At 26.6% G+C, this 26,131-nt stretch carries 20 protein-coding genes and 8 tRNA genes; 22 read left to right on the top strand and 6 right to left on the bottom strand.

Annotation, left to right across the window (positions count from 1 at the left end):
- Positions 1–82: 82 nt before the first annotated feature.
- The 4 genes from deoD (EXC33_RS01855) to deoC are packed head-to-tail and all read left to right on the top strand — an operon-like array spanning position 83 to position 3,474.
- Positions 83–787 (top strand): purine-nucleoside phosphorylase, encoded by a 705-nt coding sequence (gene deoD / locus EXC33_RS01855; RefSeq protein WP_046096848.1) that lies wholly within the window; start codon positions 83–85, stop codon positions 785–787.
- Positions 787–1,491 (top strand): purine-nucleoside phosphorylase, encoded by a 705-nt coding sequence (gene deoD / locus EXC33_RS01850; protein ID WP_046096849.1) that lies wholly within the window; start codon positions 787–789, stop codon positions 1,489–1,491. The genes deoD (EXC33_RS01855) and deoD (EXC33_RS01850) overlap by 1 nt, the downstream gene beginning before the upstream one ends.
- 3 nt (positions 1,492–1,494) lie before the next feature.
- Positions 1,495–2,790, top strand: coding sequence for a thymidine phosphorylase (locus EXC33_RS01845; RefSeq protein WP_046096850.1), 1,296 nt, complete (start codon positions 1,495–1,497; stop codon positions 2,788–2,790).
- Between the two features lie 12 nt (positions 2,791–2,802).
- Positions 2,803–3,474 carry a deoxyribose-phosphate aldolase gene (gene deoC / locus EXC33_RS01840; protein ID WP_046096851.1) on the top strand — a complete coding sequence of 224 codons (672 nt, stop codon included), beginning with the start codon at positions 2,803–2,805 and terminating at the stop codon, positions 3,472–3,474.
- Between the two features lie 51 nt (positions 3,475–3,525).
- Here the strand turns inward: deoC and EXC33_RS01835 are convergent, their stop codons facing one another.
- The 3 genes from EXC33_RS01835 to EXC33_RS01825 are packed head-to-tail and all read right to left on the bottom strand — an operon-like array spanning position 3,526 to position 5,433.
- Positions 3,526–4,044, bottom strand: a complete 519-nt coding sequence (locus tag EXC33_RS01835; RefSeq protein WP_046096852.1) for a hypothetical protein — start codon at positions 4,042–4,044, stop codon at positions 3,526–3,528.
- A gap of 5 nt (positions 4,045–4,049) precedes the next feature.
- Positions 4,050–4,469 carry a transcription antitermination protein NusB gene (locus EXC33_RS01830; RefSeq protein ID WP_046096871.1) on the bottom strand — a complete coding sequence of 140 codons (420 nt, stop codon included), beginning with the start codon at positions 4,467–4,469 and terminating at the stop codon, positions 4,050–4,052.
- A 49-nt stretch (positions 4,470–4,518) separates the two neighbouring features.
- Positions 4,519–5,433, bottom strand: coding sequence for an LTA synthase family protein (locus EXC33_RS01825; RefSeq protein WP_046096853.1), 915 nt, complete (start codon positions 5,431–5,433; stop codon positions 4,519–4,521).
- Positions 5,434–5,533: 100 nt separating this feature from the next.
- On the opposite strand from EXC33_RS01825, the gene EXC33_RS01820 reads away from it, so the two are divergent.
- Positions 5,534–6,616, top strand: a complete 1,083-nt coding sequence (locus EXC33_RS01820) for a zinc-binding metallopeptidase family protein (RefSeq protein ID WP_046096854.1) — start codon at positions 5,534–5,536, stop codon at positions 6,614–6,616.
- 18 nt (positions 6,617–6,634) lie between these two features.
- Here the strand turns inward: EXC33_RS01820 and EXC33_RS01815 are convergent, their stop codons facing one another.
- Positions 6,635–7,084 carry a GAF domain-containing protein gene (locus EXC33_RS01815; protein WP_046096855.1) on the bottom strand — a complete coding sequence of 150 codons (450 nt, stop codon included), beginning with the start codon at positions 7,082–7,084 and terminating at the stop codon, positions 6,635–6,637.
- A 108-nt stretch (positions 7,085–7,192) separates the two neighbouring features.
- Between EXC33_RS01815 and EXC33_RS01810 the strand changes: the two genes are divergently transcribed.
- From EXC33_RS01810 to EXC33_RS01755, 12 genes are all read left to right on the top strand, one after another.
- A complete protein-coding gene (locus EXC33_RS01810; protein ID WP_046096856.1) occupies positions 7,193–7,885 on the top strand; it encodes a lipoprotein 17-related variable surface protein in 693 nt (230 codons plus the stop codon).
- Between the two features lie 81 nt (positions 7,886–7,966).
- Positions 7,967–13,096: an MGA_1079 family surface serine endopeptidase gene (locus EXC33_RS01805; RefSeq protein WP_046096857.1), complete on the top strand. Its 5,130-nt coding sequence runs from the start codon at positions 7,967–7,969 to the stop codon at positions 13,094–13,096.
- Between the two features lie 30 nt (positions 13,097–13,126).
- Positions 13,127–18,901, top strand: coding sequence for an MGA_1079 family surface serine endopeptidase (locus tag EXC33_RS01800; protein WP_046096858.1), 5,775 nt, complete (start codon positions 13,127–13,129; stop codon positions 18,899–18,901).
- Positions 18,902–19,143: 242 nt separating this feature from the next.
- Positions 19,144–19,220, top strand: a tRNA-Pro gene (locus tag EXC33_RS01795).
- A gap of 3 nt (positions 19,221–19,223) precedes the next feature.
- Positions 19,224–19,300, top strand: a tRNA-Ala gene (locus EXC33_RS01790).
- A 7-nt stretch (positions 19,301–19,307) separates the two neighbouring features.
- A tRNA-Met gene (locus tag EXC33_RS01785) sits at positions 19,308–19,384 on the top strand.
- 27 nt (positions 19,385–19,411) lie between these two features.
- A tRNA-Ile gene (locus tag EXC33_RS01780) sits at positions 19,412–19,487 on the top strand.
- 1 nt (position 19,488) lies between these two features.
- Positions 19,489–19,581, top strand: a tRNA-Ser gene (locus EXC33_RS01775).
- A gap of 36 nt (positions 19,582–19,617) precedes the next feature.
- A tRNA-Met gene (locus tag EXC33_RS01770) sits at positions 19,618–19,693 on the top strand.
- A 3-nt stretch (positions 19,694–19,696) separates the two neighbouring features.
- Positions 19,697–19,773, top strand: a tRNA-Asp gene (locus EXC33_RS01765).
- A gap of 1 nt (position 19,774) precedes the next feature.
- Positions 19,775–19,850 (top strand) — tRNA-Phe (locus EXC33_RS01760).
- A gap of 161 nt (positions 19,851–20,011) precedes the next feature.
- The gene (locus tag EXC33_RS01755; RefSeq protein WP_046096859.1) at positions 20,012–20,992 is read left to right on the top strand and encodes a lactate/malate family dehydrogenase; all 981 of its coding nucleotides are present in this window, start codon (positions 20,012–20,014) and stop codon (positions 20,990–20,992) included.
- Between the two features lie 54 nt (positions 20,993–21,046).
- Here EXC33_RS01755 and EXC33_RS01750 read toward each other — a convergent pair whose 3' ends face one another.
- Together EXC33_RS01750 and EXC33_RS01745 are read right to left on the bottom strand one after the other, a co-directional pair.
- On the bottom strand, positions 21,047–21,706 hold the full coding sequence (locus EXC33_RS01750) for a YbhB/YbcL family Raf kinase inhibitor-like protein (protein WP_046096860.1): 660 nt from the start codon (positions 21,704–21,706) through the stop codon (positions 21,047–21,049).
- Positions 21,706–22,275 (bottom strand): YbhB/YbcL family Raf kinase inhibitor-like protein, encoded by a 570-nt coding sequence (locus EXC33_RS01745; RefSeq protein WP_046096861.1) that lies wholly within the window; start codon positions 22,273–22,275, stop codon positions 21,706–21,708. Before EXC33_RS01745 ends, EXC33_RS01750 begins: the two co-directional genes overlap by 1 nt.
- Positions 22,276–22,398: 123 nt before the next feature.
- On the opposite strand from EXC33_RS01745, the gene mutM reads away from it, so the two are divergent.
- From mutM to EXC33_RS01720, 5 genes are read left to right on the top strand one after another with little or no spacing between them, the layout of a single operon-like run.
- Positions 22,399–23,226, top strand: coding sequence for a bifunctional DNA-formamidopyrimidine glycosylase/DNA-(apurinic or apyrimidinic site) lyase (gene mutM / locus EXC33_RS01740; RefSeq protein WP_046096862.1), 828 nt, complete (start codon positions 22,399–22,401; stop codon positions 23,224–23,226).
- Positions 23,205–23,588, top strand: coding sequence for a Smr/MutS family protein (locus EXC33_RS01735; protein WP_046096863.1), 384 nt, complete (start codon positions 23,205–23,207; stop codon positions 23,586–23,588). Before mutM ends, EXC33_RS01735 begins: the two co-directional genes overlap by 22 nt.
- A gap of 9 nt (positions 23,589–23,597) precedes the next feature.
- The gene (rsmD, locus tag EXC33_RS01730; RefSeq protein WP_046096864.1) at positions 23,598–24,146 is read left to right on the top strand and encodes a 16S rRNA (guanine(966)-N(2))-methyltransferase RsmD; all 549 of its coding nucleotides are present in this window, start codon (positions 23,598–23,600) and stop codon (positions 24,144–24,146) included.
- Between the two features lie 31 nt (positions 24,147–24,177).
- A complete protein-coding gene (locus EXC33_RS01725) occupies positions 24,178–25,491 on the top strand; it encodes a restriction endonuclease subunit S (protein ID WP_129727289.1) in 1,314 nt (437 codons plus the stop codon).
- A complete protein-coding gene (locus EXC33_RS01720) occupies positions 25,445–26,104 on the top strand; it encodes a restriction endonuclease subunit S (protein ID WP_063725440.1) in 660 nt (219 codons plus the stop codon). The genes EXC33_RS01725 and EXC33_RS01720 overlap by 47 nt, the downstream gene beginning before the upstream one ends.
- Positions 26,105–26,131: the final 27 nt, after the last annotated feature.

The raw sequence follows: 26,131 nt of genomic DNA, 5'->3' as shown, positions 1-26,131 counted from the left end.
ATTTTATAATTATACCGTAAGCAAAAGCAACTTTTCAGCAGAAGTTGTTAGTTATCTTTTTTATTTTTAGGGAGAAATTATTATGACACCACATATAAAAGCTAAACAAGGCGAAATAGCTAAAACAGTTATTATGCCTGGCGACCCTTTAAGAGCTAAATTTATAGCTGAAAACTATTTAGATCCAGGTTATAAATTAGTTAATACTGTTAGAAATATGTTTATGTTCACAGGAACATATAAAGGTAAACCAATTACTGTTGCAGGTAGTGGTATGGGCTGTCCTTCAATTGGTATTTATTCATATGAATTATTTAAATTTTATGATGTAGATAGAATTGTTAGAATCGGTTCTGCTGGCTCTTATAAAGCTGATTTAGGATTATATGAAGTTGTTTTAGCTTCTGAAGCATACGCAGATGGTGATGCATATAGAAGAATTGCTTTAGGCAAATCAGGCAATATTGCTAAACCATCAAGTCATTTAAACGAAGAAATAGAAGCTATAGCTAAAGAAAAGGGAACAAAATTAAATATTGGTAGAGTGCATTCGTCAGATGTTTTTTATTCAATTGTTCCTCTTGAACAAAGAATTAATGATTCACAATCTCTATGTGTAGAAATGGAATCATATGCTTTATTCACTAATGCTGAAATCACTGGTAAAGAAGCCGCTTGTTTATTAACAATAAGCGATAATTTAATTACTCACGAAGAAACATCGTCTGAAGAAAGACAAACTGCATTTACCAAAATGATGGAAATTGCTTTAGGACTTGCAAGATAATGACACCACATATAAAAGCTAAACAAGGTGAAATAGCTAAAACAGTTATTATGCCTGGCGATCCTTTAAGAGCTAAATTTATAGCCGAAAACTATTTAGATCCAGGTTATAAATTAGTTAGCGATGTGAGAAATATTTATATTTATACTGGAACATATAAAGGAAAAAATATAAGTATTGCAGCAAGTGGTATGGGCATTCCTTCAATGGGAATTTATTCATATGAATTATTCAAGTTTTATGATGTAGATAGAATAATTAGAACAGGTTCAACTGGTGCATATAAAGCTGAATTAGGCATGTTTGAGCTTATTTTAGGAACGGAAGCTATTGCTGATAGTGATGTTTTTAGAAGACTTGTTCTAGGTAAAAGTGGCCTTATAGCTTACCCATCAAATAAATTAAATGATGAAATAAGAGCCATTGCAAAAGAAAAAAATATTAAACTTCACGAAGGAAGAATTCATACTTCGGATGTATTTTATTCTTGCCTTCCTTTAGAAGAAACTATTCAAAAAACAGGCGCAATTTGTATTGATAATGAATCTTATGCACTTTTTAATAATGCCGAAGCATTAGGCAAAGAAGCAGCTAGTATTTTAACTGTAAGTGATAATTTAATTACCCATGAAATTATTTCTGCAGATCAACGCCAAAACGCCTTTACTAAAGTTATGGAGATTGCTCTTAATTTGGCAAAATAAATTATGCGTATAGTAGACTTAATTGAAAAAAAGCGTTTTAAACAAAATTTAACAAAAGAAGAAATAGAATTTTTGTTAAATTCATATGTTAAAGGTGAAGTCCCAGATTATCAAATGTCTGCTTTTTTAATGGCGGTTGTATTTAACGGAATGAACAGTCAAGAATTAGCTTGATTTACTAAAACTATGATGCATTCCGGCGATACTATAGATTTAAGTGCTATTCCAGGGATAAAAGTTGATAAACATTCAACAGGTGGAGTAGGAGATAAAACTACTTTGGCAGTGGGACCTATTATTGCTGCTTGTGGTGTACCAGTTGCCAAAATGTCTGGTAGAGGATTAGGCCATACTGGAGGAACAATTGATAAATTAGAATCAATTCCAGGCTTTAGTGTGGAATTAAGTGAAGAACAATTTATTGATCAAGTTAAAAAACACAATATTGCCATTATGGGGCAAAGTGCTAAATTAGTTCCAGCTGATAAAATGCTCTATGCTTTAAGAGATGTTACTGGAACAGTACAATCTATTGAATTAATTGCTTCAAGTATTATGTCTAAAAAATTAGCTACTGGCTCAAATGCCATTCTTTTAGACGTAAAATGCGGCAATGGCGCCTTTATGAAAAATTTAGAAGAAGCTAAAAAATTAGCTCAAGCAATGATTAATATTGGTAAAGAACTTAATGTTGATGTTAGAGCAGAAATCACTAACATGAATAGACCAATAGGAAGAGAAATTGGCAATAAAAACGAAGTTTTAGAAGCTCTATTAACTTTAGAAAATCAAGGACCTAAAGATTTTAATGAATTAGTTTTTTCTTCATGCGCAACTATTTTATTGCAAGCTAAAGCAGTAAAAACTTATGAAGAAGGCTTAATGAAAGTAAAAGAAGTTATAGAAAACGGTTCTGCGAAAGCTAAATTCAAGGAATTTATTGAATTACAAGGCGGAAATTATTCAGCCATTTTAGAAAAAAATTTTTGAAATCCTACTCATAAAAAAGAAATTAAAGCTACTGAAGAAGGTTATTTAGATATTTTTGATTCCTTGACATTTGGTAAAGTAGCTATGAAATTAGGTGCAGGAAGAGCTACTAAAGCGGATAAAATTGACTTTGAAGCAGGAATAACTTTAAATAAAAAAACTAATGAATTAGTTAAAAAAGATGATATTTTATTTACTCTTTATTCTTCAAAACCAATTGATGAAGAATTAGAAATTGAATTAAAAAATGCTTTCAAATACAACAAGGAACCAATTGAAAATCCAATCATTTTGGCTAAATTAAGCTAATTATGGAGAAATATGGCAAAAGAATATAATAGAATGATTGATCATACTCTATTAAAAGCAGATGCTATTAAAGAAGAAATTGACAAATTAATTAATGAAGCTAAAAAATATAATTTTAAAACAATATGTATCAACAGTGCATGAATTCCCTATGCTAAAAAACTTTTAGCAGGCACAGAAGTAGGTATTACTACTGTTGTTGGTTTTCCTCTTGGAGCATCATTTTCTAGTGTAAAAGCCTTTGAAGCCTCTGAAGCTATCAAAGCTGGAGCAGATGAAATTGATATGGTAATTAACATAGGAAAATTAAAAGATAAAGATTATGAATATGTTCTAAACGATATTAAAGAAGTCAAAAAAGCTTGTAAAGAACATATACTTAAAGTTATTGTTGAAACAGCTTTATTAACAAAAGATGAAATTGAAAAAGTTACTGAAATTGTTGCTAATTCTGGAGCAGAATTTATTAAAACTTCCACAGGTTTTTCTACTAGAGGAGCTTCATTAGAAGATGTTTTAATCATGCAAAGAATTGCACATGGAAGATTATTAATAAAAGCTGCCGGCGGAATTTCTAATATGAATGATATGATAGAAATGAATAAAGCAGGAGCAACAAGATTTGGTACATCGCGTTCAATTGCAATTTTAGAATCGAAAGAAATTGATCCTAATTCTTATTAATAATTAAAAATAAAATTCCTTATTCATCCTTAAAATAGGTAAAAAGGAATTTTATTTTTGTTCTCTACTTAAAAGAAAAGATAATTTATTAAATAGTGTTCTTATTTTAGTGTTATATAAATCTTGTTTTGAAATTAGTCTTACGAATTTATAATAATATCTTCTTTTAATAATGTCATTATTATTGATAGTATTTTTGTTATAACTATTGACGCTAATAAAGCCTAATCTTCAACGCATTTTAAAATAATATCTCATTAAGGCATAGAAATAAAAACTTCAAAAATTAAACAAAAGATCATGTTCATAATCATTTTTATTACTTAAATTAAATATTTTTAAAATTTCATCTATAAAAATTTCATAATTTCAATTTTTAGTTTGACTTAATTTAATATTAAATTCGTTTAATTTATTAGCATCAAAATTTCACTTAAAAATAGCTAAAATTTTTTCGATTGAAAATCTTGATTTATAAAGAAATAATTTTTTTCTATATTGGAATAGTAAATTATTAATTTTTAAATTTTTTTTAGAGGAATAAATTAAATTATTTTTCTTTTTAATCATAATTTTTAAAATTTTCTGCTTAAAACTTCAATATTTATTAAGTATTTATAAATAGATTCTAAAATTGCATTAATCATTTTATAAGTGTGATCATCGAAATAAATTTTAGTAATTTCAATTGCCTCATTTATTACAATTCTTGGTGGTATTTGTGACATAAATTCGTTAGTAGCATTTAGCATTATTGCTCTATGTAAAGGGCTAATTCGATTTCATTGTCAAGTTTCTTTAAGAAATGATTCAATGATTTTTTTATAAAAATCGTAGTTAGATTTAATATTTTCTAAAATTTTAAATTGTTTATTACTCAAATCGTTATCAGCATTAAATAAGTCACTTAAATTGATTTGTTCATTAAGCAATTCGGCAGCATAAATAACATTAATAATTTCAATTCTAAGATCCCTTTGGCTTTTAACTTTCATAAACTTAATTTTAATATAAAAAAAATTAAATGAATAGTAAAGATTAAAACTATCATTCAATTTGTATATTGTTAGCATAATATTGATTTTTTAATTTTATAATCACTTCATAAACTGGACTTAAAACTATTATATAAATAGGTATAGGAACAACTGATTTGATAATGATAGGAATAAGTATAACTACATAATCACTGCCTACATTTTTAAGTTTATTAGTTGGACCAGCACGATGAACATAGTTATACCAATTTATATAAATTAAAGGATCAATTGATCATCTAAAAATCATTATAGCTAAAGTTATTAAAGCAAAAATTTTAATGTAATTTAAATATTTATCCTTTTTCTTTTTAAAATACAAAATTGCAAAAGTTGAATTAACAATTAAACCAAAAGCAATATATATAGATAAAAAGGAATAAATAAAGATTATGCTCACTGATTTAACATTTACTTGGCCAGTTTTTTTAGAAACACTTTTTGAAAAAATTACTTCATCTCCTTCTAGTCTACTATTTATAGCATAAAACATAATTATAGAAGCTAGAATAAAGAGAATAAAAGATAAAATAATTGAAACGTATTTACCTTTTTTAAAGATATATTGGTAAAACGAAGAAAAAGTAACTATGATAACTGGCATAATGGCATAGAGCCAGTATCAAGTTCCTATTTGTCCGTTTAATAATAAGGATAAAGTATCAGCAAGCAAGGCTAAAATAGCACCTTTTCATCAAGCAAAAATAAGTCCATAAAAAAGAAAGAAAATTAATTCAATTTGAATAGGAAAAATTTTTAAAATAGTGTAATTAGCTAAAGTAACAATTGCTAAATGTACACCTAACATAATACCCATTAATGTAATATCAAAAATAGTTAATTTGGCTGATTTAAGGCCATTTTTAAAAATTTTTTCAACTTTTTCTTTCAATAATAAATTCTTAGTTTGATATTTATCCATTTCACCCCTTAATAAAAGTGTTTATATTATAAATATAGAACTAAATAAAATAAATATTTTCTTTAATTTATATAATTAAAGAATTACATGGAGGGAGAAAATGTCTATTTATCAAAAGTTATCTGAACGTTTAAAAGAATATATGGCCTTAGAAGCAATAAGCCGTTATGAAGAACCTGTTGTAGAAATGCTTAAAAATAATACTAGAAGCGCTAATTTAAGTCACTCTAGAGATGGATTAGGTTCGTTAATTATTGCTACAAAACAAAAAAATGATGTGCCAAAAATAATGATTGCAGCTCATATGGATGAGGTAGGTTATTTAGTTAGATCAATTGAAGAAAATGGTAACATTCTAGTTTCTGTAGTAGGAGGCATTTGACCTACTAATGTTATTGGAACTAAAGCTAAAATTGTAAAAAATAAAGATGAAAAATTTATTTATGGAATTTTTGGTCATACTTCCATTCATATTATGGAAAAAGAACAAATCAATAAAGTTCCTACAACTAAAGAATTGTATTTGGATTGTGGTTTTAAAAATAAAAAAGAAGTTCTTGATTTTGGTATTGAAATTGGTGATAGAGTTTATATGTCAGGTGAAACTATTGATATGCCCAATAACTTGATAGCTGGTAAAGCTATGGATAATAGAGCAGGAGTTACTGTAATTGATTTTCTTGCAAATAAAATTAAAGATTTAGAATTACCTAATCAGACATTTATAGTTGGTACTGTACAAGAAGAAGTAGGTACTAGAGGAGCTAAAACTTCTGTTTCATTAATTAATCCTGATGTGGCTTTTGCAATTGATACAGCAGCCTCACACGACACAACTAATGCCCCAAAAGGAGTAGCTAAATTAGGCGAAGGAGTTGCCTTATTAATTCAAGATCGTGAAGTTTTAACAGATCCTAAATTAGTTTCATTACTAGAAAAAATAGCTACTGAAAAAAACATTCCATTTTATAAATATATTGCTGAAGGCGGAGGAACAGATGGCTGCGCTTTACAATATGGTAAAGGAGGAGTGCCAACTATTACTTTATCAATTCCTCAACGTTATTTACATTCGCCTATTGGTGTAGCTTCGTTAGTTGATATTCAGGCAACTTTAGATTTAATTTATGAATTTGTTAAAGTTTTCGACAAAGAAATGTTAAAAGAATTAAAGAATAATTAATTGAATTAAAAAAGTTAGCTATAGAATTTCAGCTAACTTTTTTTCTAATTCTCTACAAATTAAAACCATTTCATCTTCTATTTCTGAAGAAAAACGCTTTAAGATAGGAGAATCTAAATCCAAAAGAGCAAATAATTTGTTCTTATAAAAAATTGGGACTACTAATTCGCTTTTTGAAGCACTATCACAAGCAATATGATCATTAAATTCATGCACATTATCAACTACAACCACTTGTTCATTTCTGGCTGCAAAACCACAAACACCACGGTTAAAACTTATTTCAGTGCAGGCAACTTTACCTTGAAAAGCATGCAAGTATAAATTATTATTTTCAGCAATATAAAAGCCAGCCCAATTTAAATTTTCATAGTTTTCATATATAAATGCAGCAGTGTTTGCTAAAATTGTGTAAGGCTTATTAGTATTTTCAATTAAAGCTTTATATTCTTTTACTTTGCTCGTCATATTTATTTGTTCCTTTTTTTGATGTTGACTAATTATAATATTTTTAATATTTTTTTCCCTATATAAAATTTAATATAGTAGGTAATTTTTTTTAGAAAAGAGAGAAAAATGAAGAAAAAAGTTAAAAATGTCGTCTTTTTAAGCTCTTTAGTAGCACCAATTGTTGCATTTATTTCAGGCAGTTGTACTAGTAGTTCCGATAGCGAAAGCGTTAAGGAATCTTTTAATAGTGAAGAAGTTTTTAACAAACTTGAAGTCTTTATTCAATATAGCGGTTCACATGATATTTTAGCTTCACATATTGACAAAAAAAACATATTTGCCAATATTAAAGGCAAAAATGAATATGGTGTTCAAGTAACAAATATTAACATTCTTTCAGCAGATGATAGTAAAGGGTCGCTCAGTGTTTCTTATACTTTAGCTTTTACTCATGAAAATATTAAGTATGTTAGTGATAAGAAAATTTCTATAATCAGTGGTTTTAAAATTGACCAAAATAATAGTAGTGAGACTGTTGAAACAGTTGATTCTACAGGTACAAATAACGAAGTTAATTCAGAAAATGAAACTACTTCTGAAAGTAATTCTTATCTAAATGAAGAAAATAATAATGAGGAAAAGAAAAAACAACAACTTATTCTTGATGAGAAAAATCGTTTAAACAAATTACTTCAATCACTTAAATTAAATTACGTAAATTCTGAAAATCTATTACCTTCTGAATTTGATGTTAAAAACATAGAGTGAATTAATTCTTCAAGCGATGCTAAGATAAGTGAAATTAATAAATTAGAGTAAAATGACAATTTAGGAACAATAAAAATTGATCTTAATTTAACTTCAACTAAACCTGATTTTGAAAATATTTTCTCTGATAAAGTGGTATTAGAATTTTCGGATTTTGATTCATGAAACAAAAGAAAAATTAAAAAACTTGCTGAATTAAACAAATTATTAAACGATCATTCAGTTTCTAAAGATTTTTCGCTTAAAGAAGGCGAAAAAAGTCAATTGAAAGCTTCACAAATTACTAAAGAAAAACTTATTGCATCATTAAATCCTCAACAAGAAAATACTTCTATTATTATTCAAAATGTAAATGCAAATGATGATACTGGTACATTGCAAATAACTTACAAACTACATTATAAAAATACTCATTTTGAAGTTAATAGCGATAATAATTTATTTAATCTTGAAGGTTTTAAAACTAATGAAGGCAAGCATTCTGAACAAATACAAGCCGAATATAAAAGAATTAGTTCACAAGATTTTACAATCACTTATCCTTCATTAGAACAAACTTATGCTATTGATGCTAAAAGTAACTTTTTTACCATTGAATCAGGCGAAAACGTCAAATTAATTAATCCTAAAATCATTTCTTTTGATAACGAAAAAGGATCTGTTACACTTCAATATCAATTACAAAGTACTAAAAATGGTTTCGATAATTTAGTTAGTCAAAATAAAGAAAAAACTATTTCAGGCTTTAAAAAAGGTTTATCAATTGATGCTTTAATTAATAAAGAACAAAGTGCAATAGATAGAGTAGCAATAAGTTTTAATTATCCAAACAAAGAAAACGTTTTAGTTAAAGATGCAAAATTAAGTGAAATTACTAACAGCAATTTAGAATCAAAATATAAATTAGATAGTTTAAGAAATTTAGTTGCCAATGATCTTAATGATTCTATTAGTTTCGAATATCGTTTAATTAACGAGAATTTTTATGGCAAAACTGTCTATTCTTCTTGAAGATCGCAAATAATTAATGGCTTTAAAAATATTATTAAAGCTAAGGCTGAAACAGATATTAGCGAATTTTTAACTAAACATCAACCTTCATTAGAAACAAAATTGAAAAATCATCCTAATCTTAAACTCTTTTCTATAAGTATTACCCCTCAAAATGCCTCATTATATTTAAACTTAGATAATAATAAAAATATTGATGTTAAAGTTAAAGATTTAAAAATTGATAACAAGGACATCAATACACTTAATTACACTTTAGAAGCTTCCAGAGATGGTGTAACTAAAAATAAAACTGAATCACTTAAATTTACTAATGATGCTACTGAATTAATAGGAGATATGAAATATAGCAGCCTTGATGATTTATACGATATAAATTACACTTTATTAAATCAATTGGCTGGGTATGATTTAACCGATCCTAAAAATGCTTCATTATTTAATTTAATTTTTAAAAAGAAAATGTCTAAGATCAAAGGTATATTAGACTATGAAATAGATAAAAGAAGCATTGTTAATAAAGTTGAATTGGAAAATAAGTCTTACACAGTTTTTGATGAAAATAATTTTAAAAATTCATCTACTTATACTGCTAAAGTTTATAAAATTAATCTTAGTGCGAATGTTAATTTGAAAATAGGTGATAATATAATTAGAGAATTAAAAAATGTTTCTACAAATGTTAATAATCATAGTAGCGATTTATCTAACAAGAATAATGTTATGGCTTTCTTCGATACAACTGACAAGAAGTTGACTAATAATCATATTACTTATAGTTTTTCTCAAGAATTTCTTAAAAAATACCAACCAAAAAATTACAAATTAGATTTTGGGAAAAAAACTGATCGTGCTGAACAAATTGATAAAAATATCGAGGACGCTTTAAAAGAAGTAGCTACTGAAATAAAAGCGACAGAAGGCGATAAATATAAGACTGTCAATGTCGATCAAATCGGAAACTCAAGTGATTCAACTTCAAAAGCTTTATTGTTAGAAACAATTAAAAAGATTTTAACTTTCAAATCAAATGGCTGAACTATTTCAGAAGTATTGCCAATTGGTAAAGATTTTACTGAGGAAAAATATAAAAATAATCCTCCGCTTTATTCTGTTATTAATATTGGTTATGATTTTTGAATTTACTTATATTTAAAATTGACTAAAAATAATCAAAGTATTGAATTGCCAGTAGTTTTAACTAATGTATATTACGGAAATGACGCAAAAGACCTTGAAATAGTTAATTTGGTATTAAATAATAATATTAAAGACATTATTCTAATGTCAAAATACAAAAATAAGTCTCTTCAAGAAGCTAATGTTTTAGCTAGTGATGCTTTTGAAAAATTAAACGAATTGTACGAATTTCCTAAATCAGGTGAATATGAAATTAAAGTTTTACCTGAAAAAGACACAGAAGCTTTTGGCCTTAAATATGACAATGTTTCGGGCTATGCGAATGTTAATTTTGGACTTTATAAAAATGGCGTTTACACGGGAATAAAAACTTTAGGTATTAAATGACAAGGTTTTAAACCATTTACTAAACAAGACATTAAGCCTAAAAATGGTAATTCTTATACTCAAGAAGACTTTCAACCAATTAAAAGTAAAACTAAATTGTTAACTGGAATAGAAATTGATAAAGATAACTCATTAGGAAATGATAGAAATCTAAAACATTGAAAAGATAAAATTGATAAAATCAATTCAACTAATTTTACCTACAGATTTTCTCAAGGTAATGAAATGAATAATACTAACACCAGAAGAACTATCGACGCAGATTTAATTATTAAACAAAAAGCTTATGATAATCTTGATAAAGTGTTAATTTTTAATAGTACTGGTAGAAAAGACACTAATAAATATAATGACATTTCACCTGATACAGATAAAGATACTAACATAAATGTTTCAGATTTAAGTAAAGACTTTTTTATCTATTTCTACGATATAAATGGTGGATATGATGCTAAAAATAATAATAAAGGTTGATTAAGTTTCAAATTAGGTTTTATTAACAAGAAAAATCCTAATATGAGATATACCAATAATAAAACTATAAAAGTAGTTAATTTAGAAAATGACTTTAAATTAGATGCTTATCCAACAGCTTTAGTTAATAATCTTACTTTTGACGATTTAGATATTAAACAAGATCAAATTAAACAAGTAACAATTAGTCAGTTCCAAAATGAAATTAAAACTCCTGCTAATTCTAAGAAATATTTAGCTTTAAAAGATAGTGCAAATTATCATGGCTTTAAATTTAGCAATAAAGATAATCTTCAAATTAAAGAAGTTAAAGTTATTAATGATAAAAGTGGCGGTCAAAAAGTCTTTATAAGATTAAAATATGTAAATTTTGTAGGTTTTCTTGATAAAACAAAAAATATTGATGGTGATATTTGATACGAATTAAGCGGTTTTAAGGATCAAAAAACTGCTTCATCATTAACAGATGATCAAATTCTTGATAATTTATCGGCTACTTATTACATGAAAAAAGTTTTCTTAACTAATGGCAATGTTTTAAGAAGAAGAAAAATTGAATTTAACTATAAAGATATATTATTCAAGATTTCTGATGATCAAAGATCAGTTACATGATTATTCAAAAACGACTATTTTATGCCTTTATTAGGAAATAATAAAAACAATCAAAATGCCAAAATTAATTTCCATTTTAACACCAATTTGCTTAATATAGATAACGATAGATTTATTAGAATTGTTACGCAAGATAAAGGTTTGAATATATCGCTCGATTGAGAAAAATTAAATAAAGAAAAGAAAATTACAATCAATAAAGAAACTGATGAAGTAAATGGTATTAAAGCTACATTCGAAGTTATTTTTGAATTAACTAAAGATGGCATCTCATTTACTTACAAATTAACGGATAATAAAAACTACAAGATTATTGGCGATAATTTTGCTACCAATACGTATTATGGTAAAGACGGGGTTTATAAGAATACATTACCAAATCCAGCTTTTGATCCTAACAAAGCAGTCTTTTTCAGCAAAAATTTAGGTGCTACTGTTAATATTCAATATTTAAATAACGTTAAAAACGAAACATTTAGTAGTTACAAAACAAACGTATTCGATTATAACCACTTAGCTGTTACTAGTAGCGGAATGCCTTTTTATGTTTATAATGAAGGCTATAACCATGGTGAAATGTTTAAATATAATCCTAACCAAGCCTTACCTTATAAATGACATGAAGGTTATAAATTAGACATTGATTTTGGTTTCTTATCATACCAAGATAAAAGATGAAAAAACGCAGTTAATAGAGCGGTTATCTTTAACCAAGGAACAGGTCTTATTTTAGGAAAAGTTAACAAAGATCCTAATGACGGTAGATTTTACATTGTATCTAATCACCACGTTATTAATAATGATTCTTTTATGGATAAACCATATGAAGGCAAAGTAAAAGAAACAAAGATAACTCATGCCGGTTTAAACCGTGGTATAACTGTTGGAACAGGTTTTAATTTTAATGATAATACTGAAAAAACTAACATTTTCACAATTTGAGGTGGACAAAATCAAATTCCTAATGTTGGAGAAGGTAAAGCACAATCGGTTGATTTATCAGTTTCAATTATTGATATTAACGACTTAATTAAGAAATTTAGAGAAGCCGGCAGAATGCAAAGTGCTAGATGATATGAAAACTTAAAAGAAATACCTAATTTAGTTGTAAATGATTACAATAAGGATAATTTCCAATTTGTTCTTGCAGCAATTAATAGACAAAATTCAAAATCATGAGAAGGTAAACCAGCCTTTACAGTTGATAGAATGCTTACTTCTTTCCCAGGATTACAACAAGTTGGCTTTATTGTTAATAGAACAAAAACAGCAGATAATAGAGAATTTGTTGGTAGAAATTCTTGAAATACTCAGCTTAATTACACACCTAGTCTTACTAAAGCGGGCGAATCAGGAACAGGTTTAATTGACAAAGACGGCAATTACATGTCTTCAATTAACTCTGGTGGAAATTATTCACAAGCCACCGCTTGACAATATTACTGAAATGCATATGATACCAATAGCAATAAAACAACAATTTATGATTACTTTGGTTTAGTAAATAAAAACGCAAAAGAAATATTAGATCAAAAGAATCTTAATTCGTTATCACTTAACATCTTAAAAATGGCTGCTTTTGATCCTACGATTGATATACCTTATTGATTAAGTGATCCTAAACATATAGAATAATTAATTTTATATTTAAAAAAAGTAGGAAAGATGAAGAAAAAAAGAATAAATATTATCTCTTTGAATTCTTTAGTATTAACACCACTACCTTTTGTTTTAAGTAGTTGTGTGGATAATACTAAAACTTTTGATGCTGATAAAGATTTTAATGAAGCTACTATATCATTTAGTTATTCTAATAGTTCCTTGATAAATGCTTCAGAAGCAAAAAAAGATAATATTATTGCTAACGTAAGTGAAAATAACAAATACACATTTAATGTAACTGATGTCAATATAGACGGTTTTGACGATTCAAAAGGTATTCTTAATGTTTCATATTATTTGACTTTAAATTATGAAAACAAAACATATAGAAGCTCGAAAAAGAATGCAGTTATTTCTAATTTTAAAGTTTCAGATAGCAAAATTAATAACCAAGATGATAAGCAATTAAATGAATTTCAAAAAGCAGAAAAAAATCGTTTAGATTCGTTGCTAGATTTAATTGAATTAAATTATTTAAATGCTGAGAACACGCTCCCTTCAGAATTTAATTTGCACAATGTTGTGTGACAAGAAGCTCATCATAATCAAGCTAAAATAAATAAAATTCAGGTGCTTTCTTATGATGATAACCTTGGACAATTAAAGCTTGAGCTTAATTTGTCTTCAACAAAAGACAATTATGAAAATGTTGTTTCTGATTCTAAAGTTTTTACTTATTCTAAATTTGATTCTCTTAATAAAAGAAAAATTATTAAATTCACTGAGCTTACTAACTTATCAAACGATAGTTCAATAAAAGATCAATTAAATTTTAAGGATATTAATAGATCTGAAAGAAAAGCTTCATCATTAACATTAGAAGAATTGACGAATAAACTTATTTCACCGGCAAATAATACAAAAATAGTTATCGAAAATATTGATTCTAATGACGAAAAAGGAACTATATCATTAACTTATAAACTTAATTATCAAGATAAATTTTTGAATGTAAGTAGCAATTCAAAAACTATTTATTTAACAGGTTTTAAAACTAATAAACAAGAAAAACTTGAAAAACTAGAAGAAGAAAATAGAAAAATAAATAATGATAACTTCGAAATAACATATCCTAATATTCAAGACACATTTGCAATTGATGCAAAAAGTGACTTATTTGCTCTTAAAACAGCTGAAAACGTCAAATTAATTAATCCTGAAATAATTTCTTTTGATAACGAAAAAGGAATTGTTAAATTGCAATATCAATTACAAAATGTAAATGATGAGTCAAATCATTTTATAAGTAATACTAAGGAAACGAAAATAGGCGGCTTTAAACAGGGTTTATCTTGAGAAAACTTACTCAATAAAGAACAAACAAAACTTAATTCTTTAGCTATAAATTTTGATTATCCTGACAAAGATAATATATTAGCAAAAGACGCTAAAATAACGAATATTACAAATAATTTGAACAATCCTAGTTACAAAATAAATGAAATAAAAAATTTATCAGCAGATGAAAATAATGGTTTAATCACTTTTGATTATCAACTTGTTGAAGATAATTTTTATAATGCTAAAGTTTATTCATCATGAATTAATGCCTCAATTAAAGGTTTTAAAAATATTGCTAAATATAATGCTGAATTGGAAATTGATGACTATTTTAAAAATTACAAGTCAGTAATTAATAATAAATTAACCAATCACCCTAATATTAAGCTTTATTCGACAAGTTTGAGCTCTGATAATGCAAAGTTTTTCCTTGATTTAACTAATGATAAAAATATTGATGTAAAAGTTGAAAATATTCATGTTGATGAAAACGATATCAATAAGGTGAATTACACTTTAAAAGCAACTAAAGATGGCGCTATTAAAACTAAAGATGAGGAGCTTACTTTTTCAAATAACTTAAATGATATTTTAGATAAAGTAAAATACTCAGACTTAAATTCACTTTTTGATATTGACTATAAATTACTTAACCAATTTGCAGGTTATGATTTAAGAGATGAAAAAAATGCGAACATATTTAATCTAATTTTCAAAAAGAAATTTAAGAAAATAAGTAACGTTTTCGACTATGAAATAGACAAAAACACAATTTATAATCAAATTGGTGATGATAAAAAAGTTTATACATTAAAAGGCAGACAAGAAGCAACAATTAATAGATCAACCATTAATGCAAACGTAAATCTTAAATTTGGCAACACAATTGTAAAAACTTTTAATAATTTACCTTTTAAATATGACAAAGATTGAGAAGACTTAACTAATAAAACCAATCTTATGGCTTTCTTTAATACTAAAGAGAAAGATTTTAGTAATTCGCATTTAAGTTATAACTTTTCAAGTTACTTTTTAAATAAATATCAAGTACAAAATTATAAATTTAATTATGGTAAAAAAGAAGTTAACGGCCAAGAAGTTAATAAAAATATCGAAGATGCATTAAAAGATATTGCTACTGAAATTAAAAATAATAATTTAGCTCAATATTCTAATGTTGATATAGATAAACTTGTTTTTGCTAAAGATGAAATTTCTAAGCAATTATTATTAGAAACTATTAAAAAAATCTTCGATTTTAATACTAATGGTTGAACAATAGAAGAATTAATTCCTACCGGAAAAGGTTATACTGAACAAAGATTTGAAAAAAGTTCTACTTATTACACGGTAGTAAATAATGCTAATTTATCAATTTATTTATATTTAAAATTAACTAAAGATGATAAAACTATTACTATTCCTCTTGTTATGAATAGCACTTATTTTGGCCAAGATACGGCAAATTTAGACATTATTAATTTAGTACTTAATAATGAAGCACAAAAAATAATTTTATTGTCTGACTATAATTTCAATTCAGAAAAGGAAGAAGACCTATTAGCTAGCGATGCTTATGAAAAACTAAATCAAATATATATTTTTCCTAAAGCAGGAGCTTATGAAATTAAAGTTCTACCCCTTGATTTAACTGATTTTAATGGCGTAAAATATGACAATAATAAAGGTTATGCTTACATAAGTTTTGGTCTTTATAAGAATAATGAATTTACTGGTCTTAAAACTAATGCTTTTAAATATCAAGGCTTTAAAACCTTTACAAAGACTGATATTAAGCCACTAAATGGAAAAAATTATACAGCTAAAGATTTTCAACCAGTAGCTACTTTTACCATTGATAAAAATGGAAATAAAATAGAAAACAAAAACGATTTAATTTCAGATAGCAAGCTTAGTAAATGAAAAGAACAGATCGACAAAATTAATTCAACTAACTTTACTTATAGATTAGCTCAAGGCAATGCTTACAATCTAAAAGACCAAAGAGATAGAAGAACAATTGATGCAGGCTTATTTGTTTCCCAAAACGCCTTTAATAATCTTGATAAATTATTAGTTTTTAATAGTACAGGAAAAAAAGATAGTAATAGTTACTTAAATATTTCTCCATTAGAAGATCAAGATAACAATATGAATTTGTCACAATTAGGTAAAGATTTTTACTTCTATTTTTACGATACTAACGGTGGTTATGATGAAAAGGGAAAAGGCTGATTAACCTTTAAAATAGGCTTTATTAGTAAAACTAATTCAAATGTAAGATACACAAGCGGCAAAGAAATTAAGCTTGTAAATTTAGAAAATGATTACAAATTGGATGCTTACCCAACTGCCTTAATTAATAATCTTACTTATGAGGATTTAAATATCAATCACGATAAAATTAGTCAAACAACAATTAGTGAATTTAGTAATGATATTAAAAATTCTACAGCTAATAATTCTAAAAAATACTTGACTTTAAAAGATAGTGCTAATTATCATAGTTTTAAATTCAACAATAAAGATAACTTGCAAATTAGAGATGTAAAAATCTTAAAAGATAGTCATAATAATCAAAAAGTTTTTATTAGACTTAAATATGTAGATTTTATAGGCCATCTTAACAATAAAAAAACTATTAACGGTGATATTTGATATGAATTAAGCGGCTTTAAGAATCAAGCTAAAGATAAATCATTTGGCTTAACGACTAGTCAAATCCTTGACCAACTTAATGCTGATTATTACATGAAAAAAGCCTTTTTAAGCGATAATTACATTTTAAGAAGAAGAAGAATCGAACTTAATTATAAAGATAACTTATTTAAAGTTTCGGAAGAAAAAAGAAAAGTTACCTGATTGCTCAAAAAAGACTATTTCATGCCCTTATTAGGTAAAAATAGCACAAATAAAGACGCTAAAATTAACCTCCATTTTAATACTAATTTACTTTACATCGATAATGATAGATTTAACAGAATAGTAAACTATAACAAGGGTTTAAATTTTTCTATTAATTGAGATGAATTAGTAAGCAAAAAAGTTTTAACTTTCACAGGCGAAACTGACACTGTAAATAATATTAAGGCTTCTTATCAAGTGACATTTTTACTTGCTGATGAAGGAATTAAGTTTACTTATGAATTAACTGATAATAATGGCTATAAAATTGTTGGTGATAAGTTTGCTAGCAGAGTCTACTATGGTAATAATGGTGTTTATAGTGCATCATTACCGGAAAAGAAATTTGATCCAGAACAAGCGGTATTTTTCAGTAATAATTTAGGCGCTCTTGTTAATATTGAATATGCTAATAAGACTGCTAATGAAAAATTCAACAAATATGAAACTAATACCTTTGATTATAACCATATTACTGTAACACCAGACGGTATGCCTTATTATATTTATAATGAAGGTTACAACCATGGACAATTGTTTAAGTATGATCCTAACCAAATGTTGCCTTATAAATGGCATGAAGGTTATAAATTAGATCGTGAATATGGTCACTTAACTTACACAGATACAAGATTTAAAGAAGTAGTTAATAGATCAATTTCTTTATCAAATGGAAGTGCCTTATTTTTAGGTAAAGTGAATAACGATCCTGAAGATGGCAGATATTATTTAGTAACTAATCACCATGTTCTTAATAATGAATCTTTAGTTGATACACCTTGATTAGGTTCATGAAAAAAAGTAAATATCTTTAACGCTGATTTAAAGAATGAAATTTTTTCAAATAACACACACAGAGATAGTAATAATAGCATTTGAACTAAATATTTAGCAATTTGAACCGGTAAGAAAAATAAATCTATTGATGGCACAAGTCAAAATGTTTTTAGAGATTTAACAGTCTTTATGATAGATATTAATGACGTCATTAAAACGGCGAAAAGTCAAGGTAAATATGCTACTGCTAGATGATATGAGAACATCAAGCATATGCCAAATATGCCTATAAATGACTACAATAAGGATAATTATTACTGAATTTTACAGGCGTTAAATAGAAATAATAAATCTTGAGAAAGTAAACCTATTTTCACTGCTTTTAGAATGTTTACAGGCTTTCCTGGCTTAATTCAAGTTAATACTATTATGAGCAGAATAAGCAGCGGTGAAAATGCGGAATATTATGGTAGAAACTCTAATATAACAAACTTGAATTATAATCCTTTGGTTATTAGAGGGGGCCAATCAGGAACCGGCATTGTTGACGATGAAGGTAATTATATTGCTTCGATAAATTCTGCTGTTGCTTACTGGGCTGCAACAGCTTGAGTAAATTATCATAATTCTTATAATGGAAACAATAATAATACTGTGCAATATAACTACTTTGGTTTAGTTAATGATAATCCTCTTGAAGTATTAGATCAAAAAAATACCAATTCATTATCACTTAATGTACTTAAAATGAGTGCTAATGATCCTACTATAAATCCTCCTTATTGAATTACTGAACCTAAACATATGGGTGAATAATTAAAAGACGAATTAAACTATTTCATAAGTTAATTCGTCTTTTTTATATTTGTACTACTTACATAAGAATTTAATTATTTTTAAATTATTTCCTTAATATAACCAAAAGAAAATATTTTTAGTATAACATTATGCAAAATAATATAAAATTAATTTAGCTTATGTTACTTCTAAAAAATAAAATTTAATGTTTTACATAAGTATTTATTATGTGTTATAATCGTTATACTTTTTGATAAGTTGGAGAAGTAGCTCAGCTTGGTAGAGCGCTTGGTTTGGGACCAAGTGGTCGCAGGTTCAAATCCTGTCTTCTTCACCATTTGGGGGATTAGCTCATTTGGCTAGAGCACTTGCCTTGCACGCAAGGGGTGGTGGGTTCGAATCCCATATCCTCCACCATTTATACGGCGTTGTAGCTCAGTTGGTTAGAGCATCCGGTTCATACCCGGAAGGTCATGAGTTCGACTCTCATCGACGCTACCATTTATATGGAAAAGCCTAACTGTTTTTGGACCTATAGCTCAACGGTTAGAGCAACCGGCTCATAACCGGTCGGTTACAGGTTCGAATCCTGTTGGGTCCACCATGGGTGATTACCCAAGCCTGGTTGAAGGGAGCAGTCTTGAAAACTGCCAGGGGCTTCACGGCCCGCGGGGGTTCGAATCCCTCATCACCCGCCATTTGTTTCTTAAGAAACACCAAAATTATTATCACATCGCGGAGTGGAGAAGCTGGTATCTCGCAGGGCTCATAACCCTGAGGTCGTTGGTTCAAGTCCAACCTCCGCCACCAATTGGTCCAGTGGTAAAGTGGTTTAATACGTCTCCCTGTCACGGAGAAGATCGCGGGTTCAATTCCCGTCTGGACCGCCATGGCTCTGTAGCTCAGTTGGTAGAGCAACGGACTGAAGCTCCGTGTGTCGCTGGTTCGATTCCTGCCGGAGCCACCATATCATTAAAATGTATCTTCGCTTGTTGCGAAGATTTTTTATTTTAAAATTACTTTAAATTTAAGTTCATTAATTAATACTATTTGGATATTAAGTTTTATAATATATAAGATTTTTAATAATAAAATAACATAATAAATATTGTTTATTCAAGAGGAAAAATGCAAAAAATTATTATTGTCGGAATGGGTAATGTGGGTGCTACATTTGTTAACATTGCATTAGCAAGAGGCATGCAAGCAGAATTCGTTTTTGTCGATAAAAACGAAGAAATATGCAATGCTCATATTCATGATTTTCAAGATATGGTGGCTTTAATGCCAAGAAATAATTCTACTTTCAGAACCGGAACATTATTAGAAGATTCTAAAGATGCTTCTATTGTTCTTATTGCCGCATCTATTCCTGCTGGTAAGGATTTTAATGATCGTTTAGCCTTAGCTGAAGCAAACGCTAAATTGATGAAATCGTTTGGTGATGATTTAGTTGCTTCAAAATTTAAAGGTGTAGTAATTGTTGCAGCAAATCCTTGTGATGTTATGGCTTCTATTTTTACCTATGCATGCAAAATTCCAGCTAAAAAAGTTATTTCTACAGGAACTTTATTAGACTCAGCTAGATTTAGAAAATTCATTGCTGAAAAATTTAATGTTTCTTCTGATTCGATTCAAGGTAGTGTTTTAGGTGAACATGGAGCAGGAGCTGTTCCAATTTGATCAACATTAAAAATAGCAGATAGTAGTTTAGAAAATATTTTGAAAAGTAGAAAAATTAAAAAAGAAATGCTACCAGAAATTGAGAAAAAAACTATTGACGAAGCATTCTATATTTTTTCAAGAAAAGGTAATACTCAATTTGGAATAGGTACTTCTATTTTTGAAATTGTTGATTGTATTTTAAATGATAAACGTTTAATTATGACCATTGGTGTAATGCTACCAAAAAGTTATAATAATGCCGGTATTTATACTTCTATACCTGTAATTTTAGGGAAAAATGGTTATGAATATTTACCATTAAAAGTAAGTTTTTCTGATAGAGAAAGAAAATTATTTGAAGAATCAACTTCTCATATGGCGAAAGTACATGAAGAAATATTAGCAACTTTAAATTTAAATGTTGATTTAAAGTCTAACAAATAAATAATAAAAAATAGCATTTCTAGTGCTATTTTTTATTATTGAAAAATAAATTTATTAATCAACTTTTTTATATTTAAATAGTAGAACTTGTTTTTCAATAACATGTTTATGAATGGCTTGGATGAAATCGCCAACATAGAAAGGTTTATTTAGTTTATGTTCTTCATTTAGATGGTTTTTATAATATTTTAGTTCATTAGCTTCAACATCCAAAGCATAAATATTTACTGTATAAATATGATCTTTATCAGGAGGATAACAACCAAAATATAATAGTGAACCTTCTTCACTTTGTGAAGTAAAAACTTCAGGCAAAATTCCGCCTAATTCCTTATTATTTTTGTTATTAGAAAATAAAGTTTTATTTACAGATGAATTATGTCCTTGTCAAAGAATGTCATCTGTATAATTTTTTTTACCACTAGCTATTCATTTTTGATAATCTTCATAAGATTGGTTAGCTCTTAATTTGTTATCTTTTATATTTAAAGCTACTCAATGAATAAAAGGCATACCAATAACTTTTGATGCTTGAAAATCTTCAATTAAAATAGCATATGATTTAGCATTTGGATTTCTTTTTCATTCAAAGTCAGGAGAAAAAGAAGGAAAAGGAGTTTGATTATAATTATTTAATGCCCCTCCATGATCTAATAAATAGCCATTTTCTTTAATCATTTCAGATTTGACAAAATCGTTATTTCCTATTTTCATTATTTGTCTCCTTCAGGATTAAATCAAAAATGAGTTTCAAATTCAGTAATAATATGATTGTGCATTTCTTCATACAATTCACTTAAATGATATCCATTTTCTAAATTGATTTTTTCTATATCAAGTGCATAAATTTTAACAGTATAAAGATGTCTATCGTCAGGAGGCATTGGAGGAAAAAAGTCAGCAGCTTTATCCGCATTATTTTTAAATCCTCCAGGAACACATTCTATAATTGTGCCTTTTCTATTATCCGAGGCTCCTTCGACAGTAGAATTAAGACCTTGAATAATATTTTTATTATTTATATTAGCACCTAATTCTAAATAATTTTGTTTAATGTTAGCCACAATTCAGTGAACAAAAGCTTGTCCTATTACTCTTGAAGCTTCATAGTCAATTAAAACTAATGCGTATGATTTGGCATCTTTAATCTTTGTTCATTTTAAATCAAAACTAATAAAGCGTTCTCCTTTAGTATTAATTGCGCTATTTTTTAAAAATGTATGAGAATTTTCTTCATAAAAGCAATTAGAAGTAATTTCGTAGTCATAGTTTGTTATTTTCATATTAATAAAAATACCAAAAAATAATAAAAACGGAGAATATTAGGTATTTTTTATTACTTTTTTCTAATTAATGATTAATTTAAAAAATGTAAGTTATTCAAAATTAAGAATATAATTATTTTTATGCCAGAATTGCCAGAAGTTATTACAGTTACTAATGATTTAAATAATAAAGTTTCAGGTAAAACAATTAAATTAGTTGAAGTTTTTAAAGACAAAATGATTAAGGATATAGACGTTGAAAACTTTATTAATTTACTCGTTAATGAAACAATTATTAATGTAACTAATTTAGGAAAACATATAATTTTCAATTTAACAAATCATAAACATATCATTAGTCATTTAAGAATGACAGGAAAATATAACACTTATAAAAGAAGAAGACAATTAGAGGCACATGATTATGTAGTTTTTACGTTTTCTGACGAATCAGCTCTATTTTATAATGATTATCGTCAATTTGGTACTTTTCATTTTAAATACAGTAATGAACTTTTTACAACTCCTCCATTAAACAAATTAGGAAAAGTTCCCAAAGAAACTAATATTGATGAACTTTACGAGAAAGTAAAAAATAAAAAAATACCTATTAAAACTCTACTTTTAGATCAAACTTACATATTAGGAATAGGCAACATTTATGCAAATGAGGCTTTATTTGATGTTAATATTAATCCAACAGAAAAAGTGTCTAACTTAACCAAAAATGAATTTAAAAAATTAATTATATCAGCAGGAAGAATTATGGATGAATCATTAAAAAATGGTGGTTCATCAATTCAGTCTTATCGTTCAGTAGATGGAGCTAAAGGAAATTTTCAAAATTTTTTAAAAGTTCATAATCATGAAGGCGACGCTTGTGTAATGTGCGGTCATAAAATTGAAAAAATTTTTGTAAATCAAAGAGGAACTTATTTTTGTCCAAAATGTCAAAAATTAAAAAAATAAATAATGTTCATGAAAACGATAATGAATTAATTTCTTTGGATTTGCATGGATATGAAAGAAAAGAAATTATTGGTAAAGTTGAATTTGCTCTGGATAAAGTTAAAAATGGTAATTTAGATCAAATATTAATTATTTCTGGTAAAGGTAAAAAATCTTTAAAAAATTATGTTGAAGAAATTTTAGATTTCAATAATTTAGAATATGAAATGACTAATAATGGTGGTGCCTTTTTAGTTAAAAGAAAAAACTCAATCAAATATTCCAATTTTAAAACTAGTCAAAAACTTAATATCAATGAACTTTATGAAATTTATAATACTTTAGACGAAAATGAACAAGATGATTTATTAAATAACTTATAAAAGGTAAATATGTTAAGAATTATTTCTGGTATTTATAGATCTAGAAAAATAGAACAACCTAATACTTTTTCTACTAGACCAACAATGGACAGAGTAAGAGAAGCAATTTTCAATTCAATTAGATATGACATAAAAGATAAATTAGTTGTTGATCTTTTCGCGGGAAGTGGTTCGATGGGTTTTGAAGCACTTAGTAATGGGGCGATGAAAGTTTATTTTGTTGATAACAATACAGAGGCAATAAAAACAATCAATAGAAACAAAGAGATATTGAACGTTAATAATTTAACTATTTATAAAAGTGATGCTCTTGATTTTTTAAAGCATTCAATTGGTAAAAAGTTTGATTATTTTTTTATGGATGCTCCTTTTAAAGAATATGAATTAATAAACAAATGCATTAACTACATTTATGACAATAAACTTTTAAGCATTAACGGAATTATTGTAGTAGAAACTGACTCTCTACATAACATAATTCTTAAAGATGGTCTAGTTTTGCAAAAATGAAAAAAATATGGAAAAATATACATTTTGTTTATCGCTTTAAATAATTAAATTCGTTTATTTTATATAGAAAGGTTAAATAATGAAAATTTTTGAAGAGTTGCTTTCGAAAGAAGATAATAAGTTTTTTATTAGAAAAAAACTATATGAAGTAACTATTTGAGATAAAACTTTTAGCGATTTAGCAAAAGAAAAGCAGCTCAAAAATAAGCAAAAATATAAATATTTATATGCTTCAGAAATTGAAAAAATTAAAGAAGAAAATGGCGATATAAAAATTCTAACTACTTATGAATCGAATTATTTTGTTTCTTCAAAAAAGTGAAAAGGTGAATTTTATGACGAAGAAATAATTGCTATTCCTGGAGGAGGCAATTTAACAATTCAATATCATAAAGGTAAATTTATAACAAGCGATAATAGAATTTGCAAATCATTTGATACAAAGATTTTAAATACTAAATATTTGTATTATTTTTTTCATTTCATTAAAGAAAAAATATCTAATTTTTATCGTGGAAGTGCTATCAAACATCCTTATATGTCTGGAATATTAAATTTAGAGATAATAATACCTCCTTTATCTCTTCAGAAAAAAATTGTCGAAATTTTAGATAAATTTAGTAGTTTTTCTATTAGTATTCAAAAAGAATTAAGAGACGAATTAAACGCTAGAAATAAACAATATAAATATTATCTTGATAATATTTTTGATACTTTTAATTTATATAAATCAAATATAAAATCTAACAAAGTTTTCGAAGTAAAACTAGCTGATATTTGTAAATTTATAAGAGGAAAACGAATAACTAAAAAAGAACTTACTAAAGAAGGCTATCCAGTAGTAAGCGGAGGAGCAAAATATTTAGGTTATTATAGTAATTTTAACCGTGAAAAGGAACAAATAACAATAGCAGAATATGGTACAGCCGGTTTAATTCAGTGACAAGAAAAGGATTTTTGAGCTAATGATAATTGTCTTACCTTAGAATTTGATGAAAAAATTTTAATTAAAAAGTTTTTGTATTATTTTTTAAAAGTAAAACAAGAAAAAATATTTGAAAGTAATATTAATTCTTTTCCTCAAAAATTAAATATGGATTTTATAAGTAATTTATTACTAAAAATTCCTTCTTTAGAAAAGCAGAACAAAATAGTTGATGTTTTAGATAATTTTGAAAGCATTTGTTCTAGTTTTAATATCAGTTTACCCACTGAAGAAAATAAAAGAAAAAAACAATATGAATATTATAAAAATGAAATATTTAAATATCTTGAAGTTGGTATTCTACAACATAAAGACGCAGAGAGAGAGAGAGAGAGAGAGAGAGCACGAATTAGTCAAATTATTGCAATACATTTTTGGTGCTATAACCTTAGAATTGGGAACTTTTAGTAATTTATATCATGGTTTTAATTTTAAAAGTAAACATTTATTAAATGATAAATTGGAAATAGGCAGTATTATTAAAATAAAAAATATTTACAATGACGGTAGTATAAATTTTTCTTTGAGTAATAAATTTAATTTAAAAAATTACAAGACTAATTTAGAAAAATTTAGAGTAAATAAAAATAATATTCTTATTTCTGCGAGCGGCTCGCTTGGAAAAATAGGCTTTTCTAGCGGAGAAGAAAAAAACTGTTTTATAAACCTAGGAATAGTAAAAATAGAAGTTTTAGAAAATTTAGCTATGCCTGAATTTATTTATTTTTATTTAACTTCTATGATTAATGATTGATTAAAAATTAAAGAATTGAAATCAGCTTTATCATACATAAATACCGAAGATATTTCAAAAATTAAATTACTAATACCTCCTTTATCATTTCAAAATAAAATTGTTAATTATTTAAATAGTTTTAAAAAAATTTGTTCTGATTTTAATATTGTTTTACCTACTGAAGAAAATAAAAGAAAAAAACAATATGAATATTATAAAAACGCAATATTTAAATATCTTGAAGTTTGTATTCTAAAATACGTAGACACACAGAGAGATAGATAGCACGAATTAGCCAAATTATTGCGACAC

The sequence above is a fragment of the Mycoplasmopsis meleagridis genome (assembly GCF_900660695.1).
In the GTDB taxonomy this organism is placed as follows: domain Bacteria; phylum Bacillota_I; class Bacilli_A; order Mycoplasmatales; family Metamycoplasmataceae; genus Mycoplasmopsis; species Mycoplasmopsis meleagridis.
Note: the sequence above shows the minus strand (reverse complement) of the source record. Positions and strands in the feature narration are given on the sequence as shown.